This window comes from Cytobacillus pseudoceanisediminis, from assembly GCF_023516215.1.
Classification (GTDB): Bacteria; Bacillota; Bacilli; order Bacillales; family Cytobacillaceae; genus Cytobacillus; species Cytobacillus pseudoceanisediminis.
On sequence record NZ_CP097349.1, the window covers coordinates 815,708 to 833,036 of the forward strand.

Annotated in this window: 14 protein-coding genes and 4 pseudogenes; 16 read left to right on the plus strand and 2 right to left on the minus strand. The window is 42.2% G+C overall.

What is annotated here, in order from left to right; translation table 11 throughout:
* Positions 1-231: 231 nt before the first annotated feature.
* From M5V91_RS30885 to M5V91_RS04500, 4 genes and pseudogenes are all read left to right on the plus strand, one after another.
* Positions 232-462 (plus strand): ATP-binding cassette domain-containing protein, encoded by a 231-nt coding sequence (locus M5V91_RS30885; RefSeq protein ID WP_439649958.1) that lies wholly within the window; start codon positions 232-234, stop codon positions 460-462.
* Between the two features lie 23 nt (positions 463-485).
* A pseudogene (locus M5V91_RS30890) lies at positions 486-701 on the plus strand (ATP-binding cassette domain-containing protein); the annotation flags it as partial.
* A gap of 307 nt (positions 702-1,008) precedes the next feature.
* Positions 1,009-1,794, plus strand: a complete 786-nt coding sequence (locus tag M5V91_RS04495) for a PhnE/PtxC family ABC transporter permease (protein ID WP_284521751.1) — start codon at positions 1,009-1,011, stop codon at positions 1,792-1,794.
* Positions 1,794-2,651: a PhnE/PtxC family ABC transporter permease gene (locus M5V91_RS04500; RefSeq protein ID WP_009333793.1), complete on the plus strand. Its 858-nt coding sequence runs from the start codon at positions 1,794-1,796 to the stop codon at positions 2,649-2,651. The genes M5V91_RS04495 and M5V91_RS04500 overlap by 1 nt, the downstream gene beginning before the upstream one ends.
* A 293-nt stretch (positions 2,652-2,944) precedes the next feature.
* On the opposite strand, the gene M5V91_RS04505 is transcribed toward M5V91_RS04500, so the two are convergent.
* Positions 2,945-3,448: a spore coat protein gene (locus tag M5V91_RS04505; protein WP_284521752.1), complete on the minus strand. Its 504-nt coding sequence runs from the start codon at positions 3,446-3,448 to the stop codon at positions 2,945-2,947.
* Positions 3,449-3,834: 386 nt separating this feature from the next.
* Between M5V91_RS04505 and M5V91_RS04510 the strand changes: the two genes are divergently transcribed.
* From M5V91_RS04510 to M5V91_RS04565, 12 genes and pseudogenes are all read left to right on the plus strand, one after another.
* Complete coding sequence (locus M5V91_RS04510; protein WP_284521753.1) at positions 3,835-5,415, plus strand: glutathione ABC transporter substrate-binding protein; 1,581 nt, start codon at positions 3,835-3,837, stop codon at positions 5,413-5,415.
* A 75-nt stretch (positions 5,416-5,490) separates the two neighbouring features.
* Positions 5,491-6,414, plus strand: a complete 924-nt coding sequence (gsiC, locus tag M5V91_RS04515; protein WP_284521754.1) for a glutathione ABC transporter permease GsiC — start codon at positions 5,491-5,493, stop codon at positions 6,412-6,414.
* Positions 6,415-6,426: 12 nt separating this feature from the next.
* Positions 6,427-7,323 carry an ABC transporter permease gene (locus M5V91_RS04520; protein WP_019382316.1) on the plus strand — a complete coding sequence of 299 codons (897 nt, stop codon included), beginning with the start codon at positions 6,427-6,429 and terminating at the stop codon, positions 7,321-7,323.
* 13 nt (positions 7,324-7,336) lie between these two features.
* Positions 7,337-8,325 (plus strand): annotated as a pseudogene (locus M5V91_RS04525) (ABC transporter ATP-binding protein).
* Positions 8,318-9,286 carry an ABC transporter ATP-binding protein gene (locus tag M5V91_RS04530; RefSeq protein ID WP_284521755.1) on the plus strand — a complete coding sequence of 323 codons (969 nt, stop codon included), beginning with the start codon at positions 8,318-8,320 and terminating at the stop codon, positions 9,284-9,286. The pseudogene M5V91_RS04525 and the gene M5V91_RS04530 overlap by 8 nt, the downstream one beginning before the upstream one ends.
* A gap of 190 nt (positions 9,287-9,476) precedes the next feature.
* The gene (locus M5V91_RS04535; RefSeq protein WP_284521756.1) at positions 9,477-10,385 is read left to right on the plus strand and encodes a sugar phosphate isomerase/epimerase family protein; all 909 of its coding nucleotides are present in this window, start codon (positions 9,477-9,479) and stop codon (positions 10,383-10,385) included.
* 5 nt (positions 10,386-10,390) lie between these two features.
* Positions 10,391-11,451, plus strand: a pseudogene (locus tag M5V91_RS04540) (Gfo/Idh/MocA family protein).
* A gap of 1 nt (position 11,452) precedes the next feature.
* Positions 11,453-12,340 carry a sugar phosphate isomerase/epimerase family protein gene (locus M5V91_RS04545; protein ID WP_258752528.1) on the plus strand — a complete coding sequence of 296 codons (888 nt, stop codon included), beginning with the start codon at positions 11,453-11,455 and terminating at the stop codon, positions 12,338-12,340.
* Between the two features lie 47 nt (positions 12,341-12,387).
* The gene (locus tag M5V91_RS04550) at positions 12,388-12,546 is read left to right on the plus strand and encodes a hypothetical protein (RefSeq protein WP_175502128.1); all 159 of its coding nucleotides are present in this window, start codon (positions 12,388-12,390) and stop codon (positions 12,544-12,546) included.
* A gap of 27 nt (positions 12,547-12,573) precedes the next feature.
* Positions 12,574-13,728 (plus strand): ROK family transcriptional regulator, encoded by a 1,155-nt coding sequence (locus M5V91_RS04555; RefSeq protein WP_071155584.1) that lies wholly within the window; start codon positions 12,574-12,576, stop codon positions 13,726-13,728.
* A gap of 28 nt (positions 13,729-13,756) precedes the next feature.
* A pseudogene (locus M5V91_RS04560) lies at positions 13,757-14,772 on the plus strand (asparaginase).
* Between the two features lie 32 nt (positions 14,773-14,804).
* Positions 14,805-15,491: a copper homeostasis protein CutC gene (locus tag M5V91_RS04565; RefSeq protein WP_258752526.1), complete on the plus strand. Its 687-nt coding sequence runs from the start codon at positions 14,805-14,807 to the stop codon at positions 15,489-15,491.
* A gap of 108 nt (positions 15,492-15,599) precedes the next feature.
* Here M5V91_RS04565 and M5V91_RS04570 read toward each other — a convergent pair whose 3' ends face one another.
* Positions 15,600-17,060 carry a serine hydrolase domain-containing protein gene (locus M5V91_RS04570; RefSeq protein WP_284521757.1) on the minus strand — a complete coding sequence of 487 codons (1,461 nt, stop codon included), beginning with the start codon at positions 17,058-17,060 and terminating at the stop codon, positions 15,600-15,602.
* Between the last annotated feature and the right edge of the window lie 269 nt (positions 17,061-17,329).

Sequence of the window (17,329 nt, forward strand, 5' to 3'; positions counted from 1 at the left end):
ATTCATCAGTGGGGGCTTCCATTCCCCGCTGATGACTTTTACTTAATTGTCTTTGGGGATAGATTAATTTATTTGCATAGAATAGAGAATTTTTTAGGTATATTTCTGATTTATTTTCGGATAAAATTATTAATTTGCTTACAGTCAAGATTTATTTGCAGTTAGAACAGAGTGATGAAATCTTCTGCCCGTTAAAGCAGGATAAAACAATTGGATAGGAGGGGTTAACTCATGACAGCATTATTGGAAGTTAATCACCTTACAAAGCAATTTGGCAAAGATTCGAAAGCATTAACTGATGTAAGCTTCTCAGTCCAGGAAGGGGAGTTCGTTTCCATTATCGGCCCATCAGGAGCAGGGAAATCAACTCTCCTCCGCTGCATCAACCGCATGATTGATGCGACAGGCGGAGAAATAAGGTTCCAGGATCTCCAGGTAATGGACTTGAAGAAAAAGAATTAAAGCAGGTCCGCACCAAAATTGGCATGATCTTTCAGCACTATAACTTAGTGAATCGATTATCGGTAATCGAAAACACGCTGCATGGAAAATTGGGAACCAAATCAACACTGGCTGGAGTTCTTGGATATTACAGCAAAGAGGAAAAGCAGCAGGCCGCCCAGATTTTGAATGTGCTTGGACTGAACGAAATGATATATAAGCGTGCAGACCAATTAAGCGGCGGGCAAAAACAGCGAGTTGGCATTGCCCGTGCGCTTATCCAAAATCCGCGGATGCTTTTGTGCGACGAACCCATTGCGTCCCTGGATCCTAATTCGGCAAAAGTGATCATGGATCATTTGAAGAAGGTTTCAACAACAATGGGCATTACCGTTGTTGTCAATCTTCATCAGGTAGATGTAGCAATCAAATATTCAGACAGAATCATCGGCATTAACAAAGGGCAAGTAGTGTATAATGGATCGGCTAAAGGCTTGACTTCAGAAGACATTCAGAGAATATATGGATCGGAAGCAGAAGATTTAATCTTTGACATTGGAGGCATACATGCAGGCTGATATCTTTGCTAAGAAAAAGCGAAACACACTTGCCTTCCTATTACTCCTTGGAGCCGTGACCATCCTTGCCATGATTATTACGGAGTACAATGCTTTAAAGGGCTTTGCTTCAATCCCGAAAGCCATTCAATGGGGAATGGCGAACTTTTATCCAACCACAGAATCCTTAGAAAAGCTGCCAGTTATTCTGGAAAAGCTGCAGGAAACACTCCTGGTTTCGATTGCGGCTACGACAGCAGCTGCTGTATTTGCCCTATTATTTTCCATTTTCGGTTCGAATACAACAAGAGTAAATCCCTTTTTTGGAGCGATTACAAGAGGAATTGCCACTGTCTTTCGAAACATCGATGTTGCCGCATGGGCGCTGATTTTGCTGTTTTCATTCGGCCAAAGTTCTTTAACTGGCTATTTTGCTTTATTCTTCGGGTCATTTGGATTTTTAACAAGGGCTTTTACGGAAACGATTGATGAAGTGAGCGGGGGATCAGTAGAGGCGTTAAAAGCGACAGGTGCGGGCTACTTTTCTATCATCTTCCAATCAGTGATCCCATCAAGCATACCGCAATTAATCAGCTGGGTTTTGTTCATGATCGAAACGAATATCCGAAGTGCCACATTAATTGGACTGCTGACAGGATCTGGAATCGGCTTTACATTCAACTTATACTATAAGAGTTTGGCTTATGACACAGCAAGTCTGGTCGTTGTTGTCATCATTGCTGCTATCCTATTGATCGAATATGCATCCAATTATGTAAGGAAGGTGATATTGTAATGGAGGTAAAGGAACAGCTGAGTAATGTAACAGCACCAGCCGATCATCTGCTTGGCAAAAGAATGCCGGCTAAGCCTTTGAACAAAGCGGCCATTGTGACAAGATTAACCCTCTTTATTCTGGCTGCGGTGACAGTCTATGCATTTTACAGCTTTGATTATAAGGAACTGGACTTTATGGATGCGCTTCTTGGCACATTCGCCAATTTAAAAACCATCTTCCTTGAACCGCACTTGAAGCATTTCTCCTTTGGACATGCCCTTTACCAAGTTATGGTCACACTCGGGCTGGCTTTCCTGACAACCTTGTTTGGAGCCATAATTGCAGTCCTGTTCGGATTGCTGGCTGCTGAGAATCTGTCCTCGAAAAGGGTTTCAATAGTCATTAAAAGCATGGTAGCCTTTATAAGAGCTGTGCCGACCGTCCTGTGGGTGCTGATCTTCGCGGTTGCAGCCGGACTTGGAAGTACAGCTGCAGTTATTGGAATGACCTTCCATTCGATCGGTTATCTAATCAAAGCTTATTCGGAGTCCTTTGAAGAATTGGATAGGGGAGTGATTGAAGCGCTGCAGGCGAGCGGAGCCAATTGGTGGCAAATTGTCTTTCAAGCGGTTATCCCATCTTCCATCACTTATATGATTTCCTGGACATTTCTCCGCTTTGAGATTAACTTTGCAGTAGCCGTTGCCATGGGAGCAGCAGCAGGGGCCGGCGGAATCGGATTTGACATGTTCATGGCAAGCAGCTTTTACCTGGATATGAGGGAAATAGGGGCAATTACTTATTTTATCCTGGCCGTAGCGATTATCCTTGAAGTCTTTGCTGCCAGGATTAAAAGAAAGCTGAAAACAGCTTAATAAGCAAGAATTTGACCAGGTGCTGATATGCCTGGTCTATTAATTTTATAAGAAGAATTTCGGTGGTTATCAAATTTGATGTTTTCAATGGATTTGAGGAAAAGGGACGATTAGCCAGGCAACAAGATTGAAATGAATTGGTCTTATTGGCAAGTTCATTTAACGGGGCCAAAAATCTGAAGTTAAGCCTGGAATCTGGGAAATTGTTCCGATATGCTCATTCATCAGGTGACCCCGACATTGTCAAAAAGAATCAGATATCCATAAGTCAAAGCGGAAGCTGATTTAATGCGTTAAATAGGCTCAGAAAGAGCTTTATTTGCAAGGTTTACATCGTTTTTAAGTAATTTGTTTAAATTGTAAGAAGGATAAAAGCCTCTTTTATACATATACTGGTAAATTTTTGCGTGTAAATCAATTGCTACCATAAGATGTTTAGTTAATACAATTCTTACTGAATCCGTCGCTGTTTCGGTAATGGCAATTGCATAATTCCTGACAGAAGTTTTGGCCAGGCCTAATAAATCCCCAGAGTAAAATGGCAGTTTATCCACTCTTTCCTCATCAAATCGATCCGATCCTGGAGCCATGGGATAAAACTGAAGAAGCTCGCTGATATTTTTACTTAGGGCATGAATGGACTGTCTGTATATTTCCTTTAAATCCGGGTCAGTTATTTCCCGGTATGCTTTTTTTAGTTTCATAAGTCCAATAGATTGAAAAGCGACTAATTCATGGATTTCCAATGTTTCGTGCCATGCGAGATGCTGCGGGGGACGGTTATAGCTTTGTTCCATTATCAAACCTCCAGTAAAGAATTTATATAACTGTATTCAAAAAAATGAATCTGGGACTTTGTCTATTGAATTTTAAATTTCCGGCTTATAAGTTCGGTATTTCTCTGCCTTGTACGAAACTAAAAATAAAGGGAAGAGATAAGAAGTACACCGTGAAAAATAAAAAAATATAAAATTTTCAGAATTTAATATTGAAATCACGAGAATATCAATCTATAATAAATTTAATTATTTTCATCAGTGGAGAAAATAATATGTAAAACAAACTAAAATACGCTAAAATACATAATTTTTTTTGCATATTTATTAACTTGGTGAAATTAATTATCTAAATTGAACTTCCAAGAAAAGCAAAAAAGACAAAATTGTTCGAGGGGGAAAGCAATTTGAGAAGGGTAAACGTGTGGAAAATGCTATTTGTTGTTTTTGTTTCTTTGGTACTAATGGCTGGCTGCTCCAGCAAAGAAAGCGGAACGGATGAGAAAGAAAGCTCTGGAAGCTCTTCAAGCTCGAATGAAGAAGAATTAGTGATTGCGGTAAATGAAAACTTTATATCCATGGACCCGCATAATACGGGCGATACGAATTCAAATTCTGTCCAGACGGCCATGTTTGAGGGATTGCTGGGGTCGGATGAAGAAGGGCAAATTATTCCGCAGCTGGCTGAGGAATACAGTGTCAGTGACAATGCACTGGAATATTCATTCAAACTCCGGCAGGGTGTTACCTTCCATGATGGAGAGCCGTTCAATGCAGAGGCGGTTAAAACCAGCTTTGAAAGGATTATGAAGGATGAGAGCCTCAGGTTAAATAGCCGCGGTTTCAATCTTATTACCAGCATCGATGTGATTGATGATTATCAAATTAAAGTCACATTAAAGGAACCATATGCAGGTATGCTGACAAGATTTGTTTCCGCTAAAATCTTAAGCCCGAAGCTGATCAATGATTCTTCCGGTGATATCGGCAAAACACCAGTTGGCACCGGTCCATTCAAGTTTGTGGAATGGGTTCAGGGGGATCATCTAACAGTTGAAAGATTCGATGATTATTGGGATAAGGCTGATCGTGTGAAAAAGATTACTTACAAACCTGTTCCGGAAAACGGCTCCCGTGTAGCTATGCTTAAAACAGGCGAAGCACATGTGATCTATCCGGCGCCAGTTCAAAACTTGAAGGAATTGGAGAGCAATACAGACGTTGAAATTCATAAGATTCCTTCCACGATTGCCCGATATGTATCCATCAATACGATGAAAGAGCCTTATGATGACGTCCGCATTCGCCAGGCCATTAACTATGCAGTGAATAAAGAGGCATTCATAAGTGTCGTAAATTCCGGCTACGGCTTGCCGCTGGACTCGATTATACCTAGCAAAACCCAGTTTTACTCCAAACAGGAAACCTATGATCACAACATTGAGAAAGCAAAAGAATTAATGAAAGAGGCTGGATTTGAAGATGGCTTCAATGCTGAAATTTGGGGTAACACCAATTCAGATACATTGAAGGGAATGCAGTTTATCCAGCAGCAGTTAAAAGAAATTGGCATTACGGTTGAAATTAAATCAATGGAAGAAGGCACGCTGTCAGATGAGATTTATGGAGCTCAGACACCGGAAGAGGCAAAGGTGCAAATGTGGTATGTCAGCTGGTCTGCGTATCCATCCGATACCACCAATGCAACGAAGCCATTGTTCAGCAGCAGCTCATTCCCGCCGGATGGAGCGAATACTGCATACTACAAAAATGATGATGTAGATAAGTGGATTACAGAGGTAAATCAAACAGCAGATCCTGACAAGCAGGCAGAAATCTACAGCAATATTCAATCAGCTATCTACAAAGATGCACCTTGGATCTTCCTTGGGGTAGATGAGATTCTGGCTGGTTCAAGGTCCAATGTCGAGGGCGTCTTCATTTCTCCAACAGGCGGAATTAATGTGACAGACGCGAATCTTAAGTAAAAGCAAGGTAATCCGAAGAGGCAAAGGTTCTGCACCACCCAATGCCTCTTCCTTTCTAAGAAAGGGGTTTTCATTTTGCTTCAATATATCCTGAAGAGAATCCTGGAAATGATCCCAATCCTATTTATTGTTTCAATATTAATCTTTTTCTTCACTCATTTAATTCCTGGAGATCCTGCCAGATTAGTTGCCGGAAAGGATGCAACTCTTGATGAGGTCAATATCATCAGGGCGGAACTGGGGCTCGATAAACCTATTTGGGATCAATACATTACATACATGAGCAATTTGTTTCAAGGAGATTTGGGGACTTCCTTAAAGACAGGTCTTCCGGTTTCAGAGATGTTTGCAGACCGCTTCATGCCCTCCATCTATTTAACGTTCATGAGTATGGGCTGGGCATTGGTGCTTGGTTTGTTAATAGGCACACTGTCTGCGGTATTCAAAAATAAGTGGCCGGATTATCTTGGGATGGTCACTGCTGTTTCTGGAATTTCCATGCCGGGATTCTGGCTTGGGTTGATTCTTATTCAGATTTTTTCTGTCCAGCTGGGCTGGTTTCCAACAGGTGGGGCCGAGAGCTGGAAAAGCTATATATTGCCTTCCCTCACTTTAGGCGCAGGCATCATGTCCATGCTTGCCAGGTTTACCCGGTCATCATTGCTTGAAACATTAAGAGCCGATTTTATCCGGACGGGAAGAGCGAAAGGGTTAAAGGAATCAGTAGTCATTCCAAAGCATGCACTGAGAAACTCTTTAATTCCTGTAGTCACTATTGCAGGGCTGCAGTTTGGCTTCCTGCTTGGAGGATCAGTTGTAGTAGAAACCGTCTTTAGTTTTCCGGGAATGGGACGATTGCTGATTGATTCCATTGCCTTCAGGGACTATCCAGTCATCCAGGCCGAGCTATTGCTTTTTTCCATTGAATTTATTCTCGTTAATTTAATAGTAGACATCATGTACAGTATGCTGAATCCGAAAATACGCTACGTTTCCTAGAGGAGGGGAATCATGGAAATCATAAAAGAAGTAAATGCCTATACCCCAGTGATTCCAAAGAAAAAATACTCACCTGTTAAAGAATTCTTTAAGAATTGGAAAAAGCAAAAAATGGCATTTGGGGCAAGCATTTTTATCCTGCTGCTAATCATCATTGCCATCATTGGGCCTTATATTGCACCCTATGATCCTTATGAGCCCGATTATAATACGACGCTGCAGGGTCCGAGCAATGAACATTGGGCAGGCACGGATGAATACGGACGCGATATTTTCAGCCGGCTGCTCGTCGGTGCGAGAATTTCGCTTGGTGTCAGTTTTCTGGCTGTTTTTTTGGGAGCGGCTGGAGGAATCATCCTTGGACTAATGAGCGGTTATTTTGGCGGCTGGCTGGATCGTCTTATAATGCGGGGCAGTGATGTCATGTTTGCGTTTCCGGATCTGCTGCTGGCAATCGCCATTGTGGCCATTTTAGGGCCGGGATTAACGAATGTGGTAATTGCAGTATCCGTTTTCAGTATTCCATCTTTTGCAAGACTGGTAAGGGGCTCGACATTGGAGGGGAAAGAGACCGTCTTTGTGGAAGCAGCGAAATCAATGGGAGCCTCGCACCGAAGAATTATGTTCAAGCACATTTTCCCTGAAACTCTTGGAAGTTTAATTGTATTTATTACGATGAGAATTGGCACGGCAATCTTAGCGGCCTCCAGTTTGAGTTTCCTGGGTCTCGGTGCCAGTCCTGAAACACCGGATTGGGGTGCTATGCTCAGCCTTGGCCGTGATTATTTAGGAACAGCTTCCCATGTTGTCATGATGCCGGGATTAGCGATCTTTTTGACAGTGCTTGCTTTCAATCTTGTCGGAGATGGGCTCCGGGATGTCCTGGACCCTAAAACGAAGAATGAGTAAGGGAGATTGAATAATGGAGAAGCTATTGCAGGTAAACGAGCTGGAGACGCAATTTACAAAGGATAAGGAAAAGCTGAAAATTTTGCGGGGTGTCAGTTTTCATATCAATAAAGGAGAGGTACTCGGGCTCGTAGGGGAATCCGGCTGCGGCAAAAGTTTAACCTCCCTGTCAATCATGAAATTATTTAAAGGCACAAGCGGAGAAATATCGGGCGGGAGAATTTCCTTTAAAGGCGAGGATCTTACACATAAATCAGAGCGGGAAATGAGAAAGATCCGCGGAAAACAAATGGCCATGATCTTTCAGGAGCCGATGACTTCATTAAATCCCGTAATGAAAATAGGAGAACAGCTGCTTGAGCCAATCCGGCTGCATCTTGCTTTAAACGAAAAACAGGCGAAGGAGCATGTGATTTTTAGTTTAAAGAAAGTTGGGATTCCCCGGGCAGAAGAAATCGTTTATGAATTTCCCCATCAGCTGTCCGGGGGATGCGGCAAAGGATTATGATTGCCATGGCCATGTCCTGCAATCCTCAGCTTCTAATAGCAGATGAGCCGACGACTGCACTGGATGTAACCATTCAGGCGCAAATATTGGAGTTGATGAAACAGCTGCAGCGAGAGGAAGGCATGTCCGTTCTATTAATTACCCATGATCTGGGTGTAGTGGCGGAAATGTGTGACCGGGTAGCAGTCATGTATGCAGGCCGGGTAGTAGAGGAAGCAAATGTATTCGATTTATTTGAAAGCCCTAAGCATCCTTATACGAAAGGACTGATAGGATCTGTTCCAAAAATCGGGCAGAGGAAGGATAAACTGACATCCATTAAAGGGAATGTGCCTGACCCCAGCAATATGCCAAAGGGCTGCAAATTTGCGCCAAGATGCACTGAGGCCATGGCCATTTGTTTAGAGGAAGAGCCGAATGCCACTGATTTGGGAAATGGGAGAATGTGCAGCTGCTGGATGATTGAAGAAGGGAGGAAGAATGTATATGCCTGAGACACTGCTGAAAATAAACGGGCTGAAGAAGTCATTCACGCTTCCGGGCGGCATGTTTGCCAAAAAGAGATCATTAAAGGCAGTTCATGATGTGTCGTTCAGGATCGAGGAAGGAACTACATACAGTCTGGTTGGAGAAAGCGGCTGCGGCAAGTCTACAACAGGACGGCTGATCTCAAGGCTGCTGACTCCCAGCCACGGTGAAATCTGGATTGATGGCGAAGAAATTTCACAAAAGAAAGAATCACAGCTGAAAATGGTAAGAAAAAAGGTGCAGATGATCTTTCAGGACCCTTATGCATCTCTTAATCCAAGAATGAAAGTAAGAGAGATTATTGCCGAGCCTCTTGTGATCCATACGAAACTATCAAAAGCCGAACGGAATCACCTGGTGTCAGAAATGCTCGAAGTCGTTGGACTGACAGAACATCATGCAGACCGGTATGCTCATGAATTCAGCGGCGGCCAGCGCCAGCGGATTGGCATAGCCAGAGCGCTGATTATGAAGCCTAAGCTCATTATAGCTGATGAACCCGTATCCGCTCTTGATGTTTCCATTCAATCTCAAATCCTGAACTTATTAAAGGATTTGCAGACTGAATTTAATCTTACGTATCTATTTATTTCTCATGATCTAAGTGTAGTCGAACATATCAGCGACAGCATCGGGGTCATGTATCTTGGCACCATAGTTGAATCAGGCCCGAAGGATGTCATCTTCTCAAATCCGCAGCATCCTTATACAAAAGCACTGTTATCTTCTGTGCCAGTCCCGGATCCGCGGCTGAGAAGGGAGCGGATTGTCCTGCAGGGAGACTTGCCGAGTCCGGTTAACCCTCCTTCCGGTTGCCGCTTTCACACGAGGTGTCCTGCCTGTATGGATATTTGCAGAACAGTGGAACCAGAGGTGAAAAAAGGACTGGCTGATGATCATTTTGTTGCATGTCATTTAATGGATTAGCCAAACGTGCTGATTCAAGGAGATTTATCTTAAGGATTTTACGCACTGCAGGAATTTATCGGTCACTTTTCGGAGATATAGTTCAGAATTTAATTTTTTCGGTCACATGTTTAAAATATCGGCCACTTGGCGGAATATCAGCATTCCTGCAAATTCACTATAAAAATATAAGAAATAGGAGAGGATTTTCATGAAGGTTGGACTTAGCACGTACAGTTTGGTAAGAGAATTAAGAGATGGCAATATGACGGTTCTGGATGTGATCGACTGGATTGCCGAAAATGGCGGGGAACATATGGAAATAGTCCCTTATGGTTTTTCGGTTGTGGATAATGCGGAGCTGGCACATCAAATTAAGAAGAGAGCAGAATCAGCAGGTATTGAACTTTCTGCCTATTCCCTGCCGGCCAATTTTGTTCAGCCGACACAGGAAGCATTCGAACAAGAAGTGGAGAGGCTGAAGGAGCATGTCGATATCGTTAATCTCATGGGCATTAAGATTATGCGCCATGATGTAACAGCATTTCAGCTGAAGCCGGAAGAAATGACGATTCACTACTTCGAAGAGCATTTTGATAAGCTAGTAGAAGGAAGCCGTCAAATCGCAGATTACGCAGCACAATACGGCATTACGACAACCATTGAAAACCACGGATTCAATGTCCAATCGAGCGACCGGGTACAGCGGGTCATTCATGAGGTGGACCGTCCTAACTTCAAAACAACTCTCGATGTCGGCAACTTCCTTTGCATTGATGAGGATCCGCTCGTTGGGGTGAAAAAGAATCTGAAATACGCGGCAACTGTCCATTTAAAAGATTTCTATATTCGCCCATATTATGAGAATCCGGGTGATGGAGTATGGTTCAGAACGGTAAATGAAAACTATTTGCGCGGAGCCATCGTGGGCCACGGAGATCTAAATATACGCGAGATTATCAGATTGATAAAAGACTCCGGCTATGACGGCTATCTAACAGTGGAATTTGAAGGCATGGAAGATTGCAGGACCGGTTCGAAAATTGGCATGGATAATGTAAGAAGATTATGGAACGAAGTGCAGGCAGTGAATGATACTAAGCCGGTTTTGAAAGGGTGAAGAAAGTGGAGCCTTTAAGAGTCTGTATTATAGGAGCCGGATCCATATCTGATATGCACTTCAAGTCCTTTGCCAGCAATTCTGATGCTGTCCTGTACGGAGTTTTTGATTATTCTGCGGAAAGAGCGGAAGCGAAAGCGCTGGAGTATGGAATCACCCATGTATATAGGAATATAGAAGAAGTGTATAGTGACACGAAAATCGATGCAGTAAGCATTTGCACTTGGAATAATAGCCATGCGGAAATATCTGTTGGGGCACTACACGCTGGAAAACATGTACTGGTAGAAAAGCCTTTGGCCATGAATGTGGAAGAAGCGTTAAAAGTGGAAGCGGCTGTAAGGAATAGCGGGAAAACCCTGCAGGTAGGATTCGTCCGAAGGTTTGCAACAAATACAAAAGTGCTGAAAGCTTTTGTAGATAACGGAACTTTAGGCGACATTTACTATGCGAAAGCATCATGCCTGCGCCGTCTCGGAAATCCCGGGGGCTGGTTTGCTGACAAGGATCGCTCAGGGGGAGGCCCTTTAATTGACCTGGGTGTTCATGTCATCGATGTGTGCTGGTATCTTATGGGCCGCCCTAAAGTGAAGTCGATTTCCGGAAATGTGTACAGCAAGCTGGGGAACAGAGGGAATGTCGAGAATTTGCGCTTTTATAAAGCGGCAGATTATCAAAAAAACTGTAATACAGTAGAAGATTTAGCAAATGCCCTTATAACGTTTGAGAATGGTGCCTCTTTATTTGTGGATGTATCCTATACACTTCATGCGAAGCAAGATGAAATTGAGTCAAATTATATGGCACAAAAGGCGGGGCAGAACTTGAGCCAGAATTGACCATTGTAAGTGAAGAAAATAACACCATTTTAAATATTCATCCGCAAATGGATCATCTAACATTTGATTTTGCCAATGCCTTTCAGAATCAGATCGATTCCTTTGTTTCAAGCAGCATAACAGGTACAAATCCATTGGCGCCCGTTGAAGATGGAGTGGAAATGATGAAGATCCTCGCTGGCATTTATGAAGCGGCTGATAAGAAAAGTGAGGTGACGTTTGCTTAAAATGAAGACTGTGAAACTTTCAAATAAAATTGGTGTCATGGTGGATAGTCTTCGGCTGCCCTTGTACGAAGGACTTAAAGTCTGCAGGGATATGGGGGCGGATGGTGTACAAATATACGCCGTTGAAGGAGAAATGGCTCCTGAAAATATAGATCAAGCTTCCCGAAAAAAACTTAAAAGCTATTTGGATTCCATTGGCCTGGAAATATCGGCACTTTGCGGCGACCTTGGAGGGCATGGGTTTCAGGATGCTGAGCAAAATCCTATTAAGATCGAAAAATCCAAACGCATTTTGGATCTCGCTGCAGAATTGGGAACAAATATTGTGACGACGCATATTGGCATTATTCCTGAAGAGCAGGACAGCCCCATATATGAAGCCATGCAGACAGCATGTGAAGAACTGGCTGTTTACGCAAGAAGCATGAATGCCTACTTTGCCATTGAGACAGGTCCTGAACCTTCTGTCAGGCTTAAAGACTTCCTGGATACCCTGAGCACAAATGGAGTATCAGTTAATTTCGATCCAGCGAATATGGTTATGGTAACCGGAGATGACCCGGCAGCTGGTGTTAGGCTCCTAAAGGATTATATTGTCCATACACATGTGAAGGATGGAAAGAGGCTTAAGCCTGCTGATCCCCGTGATGTCTACGGGTTCCTTGGATATGGCGGCGGTACAGACCATGCGAAAATTGCCGAAATGGTTGCCTCAGGTGAATATTTTAGGGAGCTTCCGCTCGGAAAGGGAAATGTTGACTTCGAGGCTTACTTCAATGCTTTGAACGAAATTAATTATCAAGGGTACTTAACGATTGAAAGAGAAGTGGACCAAAATCCAATCCGTGATATCGCGGAAGCGGTAGGGTTCATTAAAAGCTTTAGGTAAATGGATTCATGCTTTGAACAAAGTGTATAATGAGATAGGGATTTCCAATGAAAGCTTCCAAAATGGAAACGTATGATTTCTCTTTTGGAAGCTTTAACGAACTTGCACAGAAAAGTGATTTAGTTTTAAAGGATGTTGTTGGTTTTTCCAATGAAGGCGAGAGTCAACACGATTCTTTAAATGCACCTTCAGAGTTGGAAGTCTAAATCTGCAGGCATAAAGAAGGTAGGATAATGGAGAAACACGATCAGCTTTTAATGAAAAGACAAAATAAAAATCTTGTTCTTGATATTTTAAAGACCAAGTCTCCTATATCAAGGATAGATATTGCAAAAATGACGGGGATGAGCCCGACTTCCATAACACGAATTGTCACTGAGCTTCAGCTGCAGGGCTATCTAAGGGAAACGGAGGCAGTTGCATCGGGAGTAGGGAGAAAAGCAACCTTGCTGGAAGTTCGCGGAGATGTGCTTTATACAGTTGGCATTGAAATTGATAAATCCCTGCTGAAGGTTGGAATTGTCAATTATATTGGAGAAATGGTTTCATTACATAAGAGTAAAAGAAATGAATCAGAGAGTTATATGGAAACACTTCATAAAATAGATGCGGTCATTCGAAAGATCATGGATGAAAACGAGATTCCTGCTGCTAAAATAATGGGCCTGGCAGTCGGTTTACCTGGATATATTGATTATAAAAACGGAATTGTAAAGATATCGGATCAGTTAAAGTGGAAAGATGCAAGCCTGGCTGAAGATCTGCAAAAGCTTACCTCTTTTAATGTCATAGTAGATAATGAATTAAAAATGAAGATTGTGGCAGAGAGCTTTACAGGCAAAGCGAAGAATTCGCAGAATTCCATATTAATAGGCATTGGGTCAGGAATAGGCTCTTCTATCATGCTTAATGGAGACATTTACAGAGGGGAAACCAATAATGCAGGGGAAATCGGGCATACCGTGATTGATCCTACTGGCAATGTCTGCAATTGCGGCAAAATAGGCTGTCTTGCAACCTATATTTCTGAAGGGGCGATCCTTGCTGACAGCAGGAAGGTGAAGGATATTTCTTCTATAGAAGATGTGTTCCAATCCTACCGTGACCGGGAGCCCTGGGCACTTAATATTATGGATAGAGCCTCCACTTATATTGCATTGGCCATCAGCAACCTCCTCTGTCTGTATAATCCTGAAGTCATTATCTTGAGCGGCAATACGATTGAGAAGCTGCCTGAAATGAAGCAAGCCATTGAGCAAAAATGCGAGTTATATATATGGGAGCCATTGAAGCAATCGGTGAGAATCGTATATTCGGAATTAAGTGAGAACGGAGTTGTTCTTGGGGCGGCCATACAGGCCCAAAATCTCATGCTGGAGCTTGAGTAGATAAGCTAATTTTAAGGAGAGAACTGAATTGAAATACACTGCATTAGTAGAGGAAGTCAGGGGAGGACTGGTTGAGAATATTCATACGGGGATCATTTGCGGTATGAATGATCAATTAGAATCCTTTTATCAGGTTGGTGATGAAGAGCATTACACATACTTTCGCTCTGCATCTAAGCCAATCCAGGCACTGCCGGTGTTTCTGACTGACATAATTGATAAGTACGGATTAACAGAGCAGGAAGCTGCACTGTTTACAGCTTCCCATCGAGGAGAACCCTACCATATTAAGGCGCTGGAATCCATGTTAGCAAAACTCCCTGTAAAGGAAGAAGAACTTTATTGCCCGCCTTCTTATCCTTTAAATATACAGCCAAGAGAAGAGATGATCAGACAAGGGATTCAGAAAAGGAGGCTTTATCACAATTGCGCAGGCAAACATATGGGATTTATTGCAGTATGCCGTGAATGGGGATTTCCAGTGGAGGGATACTGGAAAGAAGACCATCCTTTACAAAAGCACATCATGGATATTCTTTCTCATTTATCGGGCATCCCGGTCTCTGCTATTCATATTGGTATTGATGGCTGCGGGACCCCGTTTTTGCCATTCCTTTAAAGAGGATGTCAGAAGTATACCTGAAGCTGGCTTGTCCCGATCTGATTCAAGACCCCCAGCTCCAGCTGGCAGTTAATAAGATGACGGCCATTATGAATAACCAGTTCAATATGGTTGCATCACAGCATTTTATCTGTTCGATTTTATTGGAAGACAAGAATATTGTAGCTAAAGGCGGGGCCCAGGGTGTGTATTGCTTCGGACTAAAAAAAGAACGGGCTGGATTTGCCCTCAAAGTGTTAAATGGATCTGAGGATGTCTGGCCAAACATTGTAGCATCTATTCTTGAACAAATACACTATAGCAATCACGAAACCATAAAAAACCTGAGAAACCTAAGGCCATCCGTTATTCGAAATGATGCTGGAATGGAAGTGGGATCTATAAAGGAAATATTCCAGTCCGAGAAATTGCCTTTAAATTAAAATTAGAACGCACGATTAAAGGAGATACATACATGTTAATAGAAGTGATCGCAGATACCCTAAGTGATGCGCTAATTGCCCAGGAAGCAGGAGCAGGCAGAATTGAACTGGTAACCGGGCTCGCAGAGGGCGGTCTGACACCAGGCTATGGAGTCATTGAAAGAGTGTGCAAGGAATTAAAGATTCCAGTAAATGTGATGATCCGTCCGCACAGCCGCGGGTTTTTCTATTCGGAAGAAGACCTTGACATTATGATTCAGGATATTAAAGTATGCAATAAATTAGGAGCGGCGGGTGTAGTGCTTGGCGTTCTTACACCTGATCATCAAGTACATAACGATCATTTGAAACGTCTAATCGACGCAGCAGGTGGGTTGGATATAACCTTCCACCGTGCCTTTGATGAGGCCGATGATCAATTTGCAGCATTGGAAAGTCTAAAACAGTATCCGCAAATTTCGAGAATCCTTACTTCCGGAGGCCGGAGAAGTGCAGCTGATGCAGCAGAAAGACTAAAGAGCCTGCATGAACGTACAGCAAATAGTCATTTAAAGATCATGGCGGGTGCAGGTCTTTCCATTGAAAATATCAGTGTGTTTTTGGATGAGGTGCCAGTCACTGAAGTTCATTTTGGTACAGGAGTTCGTGTGGAATCAAGCTATGAGCATGCGATTGATCCTGAGAGAGTGCAAAAGGTAAAGAAAATAATCGGTGCATAATGTGAAAAGGCTTTAGCGGAATGCGACCTGCTGAAGCAATATAAATTACAAGCCAAAACGCTCAGAGTTATTCTGAGCGTTTTTTTTGAGTGTAATTTTCTATAATCCTTAATCTTTATTTAAGGTGAATCGATGATAGATTCTTAAAGCGGTAAGAACCAATCCAATAATGAAAACAATCGCTAATAAGACCATTGCAGCAGGAAAAAGACCAAATGCATCAATTGTGGTTGAACTATTATTTTGTAATGTTGGGACAATAAAGAACAACCATCCGATTAATGATGCTGGAATTAATTGAGGAATTAATCGAAGGATAAATCTCCAAGTTGGTTGATGTTTCCGTTTTTTCGACCATTTTTTACTTCGCAGTATACCTCTTATTCCTAAAAGTAAGTAAATCAATGTGATAGCGCCAAGTGATAAATCGATTATTTTTGGTGAAGGAGCTTTTGATTCAGGTTCTTGTCCCTCGGCTAATTGGATAATACCTGAACTAATCTCATAAGCGTGTTCTAAAGTAGGGGTAAAGCTATTTAGTAAAACTGCAACCCCATAGCCAATGCCAGGAACAATATCTTGTTGAGTTTGATACGTTGATACTGCACCGCTATGTGAGATTCGGACTGGTTTGACGCTTGGTGAGCTTAAAGACCAGCCAAGTCCGTATTTATTGCTGCCAGGCTGCTGTGAATAAGATTCTTCCAATAATTCTTTGGATAAAAGCTGTTGCCCAGAACTGTTTTTCCCTTCGTTCGTGTGCATAGCAAGCCATTTCCCCATATCTGATGCAGTTGATATGACACTTCCAGCCCCCATATTCATCGCTTCAAGCTCTGTCCAAGGTATTGCAGTTCCATAAGCTGTTACATATCCTTTAGGCAGTCCTTGTACAAAATCAGTAGAGTTCACTGCTGCAAGTGAATCACCCATTCCTAATGGAGAGAATATCTTTTGTTTAAGATATTGAGAGAATTCTATTCCGCTTACTTCTTCCACTAAGCGGGCTAAGAGCCAGTAGTTTGCATTGCTATAATAGTGTTTCTCTCCTGGATTTGATTGCAGATTCCAATCATATAAACGTTCCACTCCTGCTTTTAAGCTGCTCGCTGGCGAAACAATTATCCGATTCGGAATCCCTGATGTGTGACTCATTAATTGACGTATTGTAACTTCTTTCCATCGTGTGTCGTCAAGTTTTACCTCTGGTAAATATTTTATTACTGGGTCATCCAGTTGGATTTTCCCTTCGTCAACGAGCTGTAAAACAGCAAATGAAGTAAATGATTTGGATGCGGAACCGATTCTCATTAATGAGTTTTCATTTATAGACATACCTTCAGAATCGTGACCATATCCTTTCTCATATACTAATTTACCATCTTCTACCACTACGATGGATGCACCGGGTAGTCCGTTACGTTCCATATAGTTAGTAACAAATTTATCAACATCTTCAGTTCTAAACGATTGAGCAGCATGTGCAGAAAAAGGGAGGTGGAACATAGGCATTACAAGAATTATTAACAGAGGAATAAAAAATAATTTCTTCGTATTAAAAGGTATCAAATAATTTTCCTCCAGTAGATTTGTGTTTATTATGAAAGGCTCGAAGTACAAACATAATCATACAAGATAGTCTTTATTAGGTTAACCTGCTATAGACTAATTATTTTCTAAGCCCTCAGTCGTATTTGAATATTCTGCTGTTAATATGATGGTTATTTTCCATGTCAATTCATTGCAAACATTGTTATGACAATAAAAAAACAGACCAAATTGATATGCTGAATGGTCTGCTTCATATACTAATTCAATTGTTCTCTCCCTTATCGGAA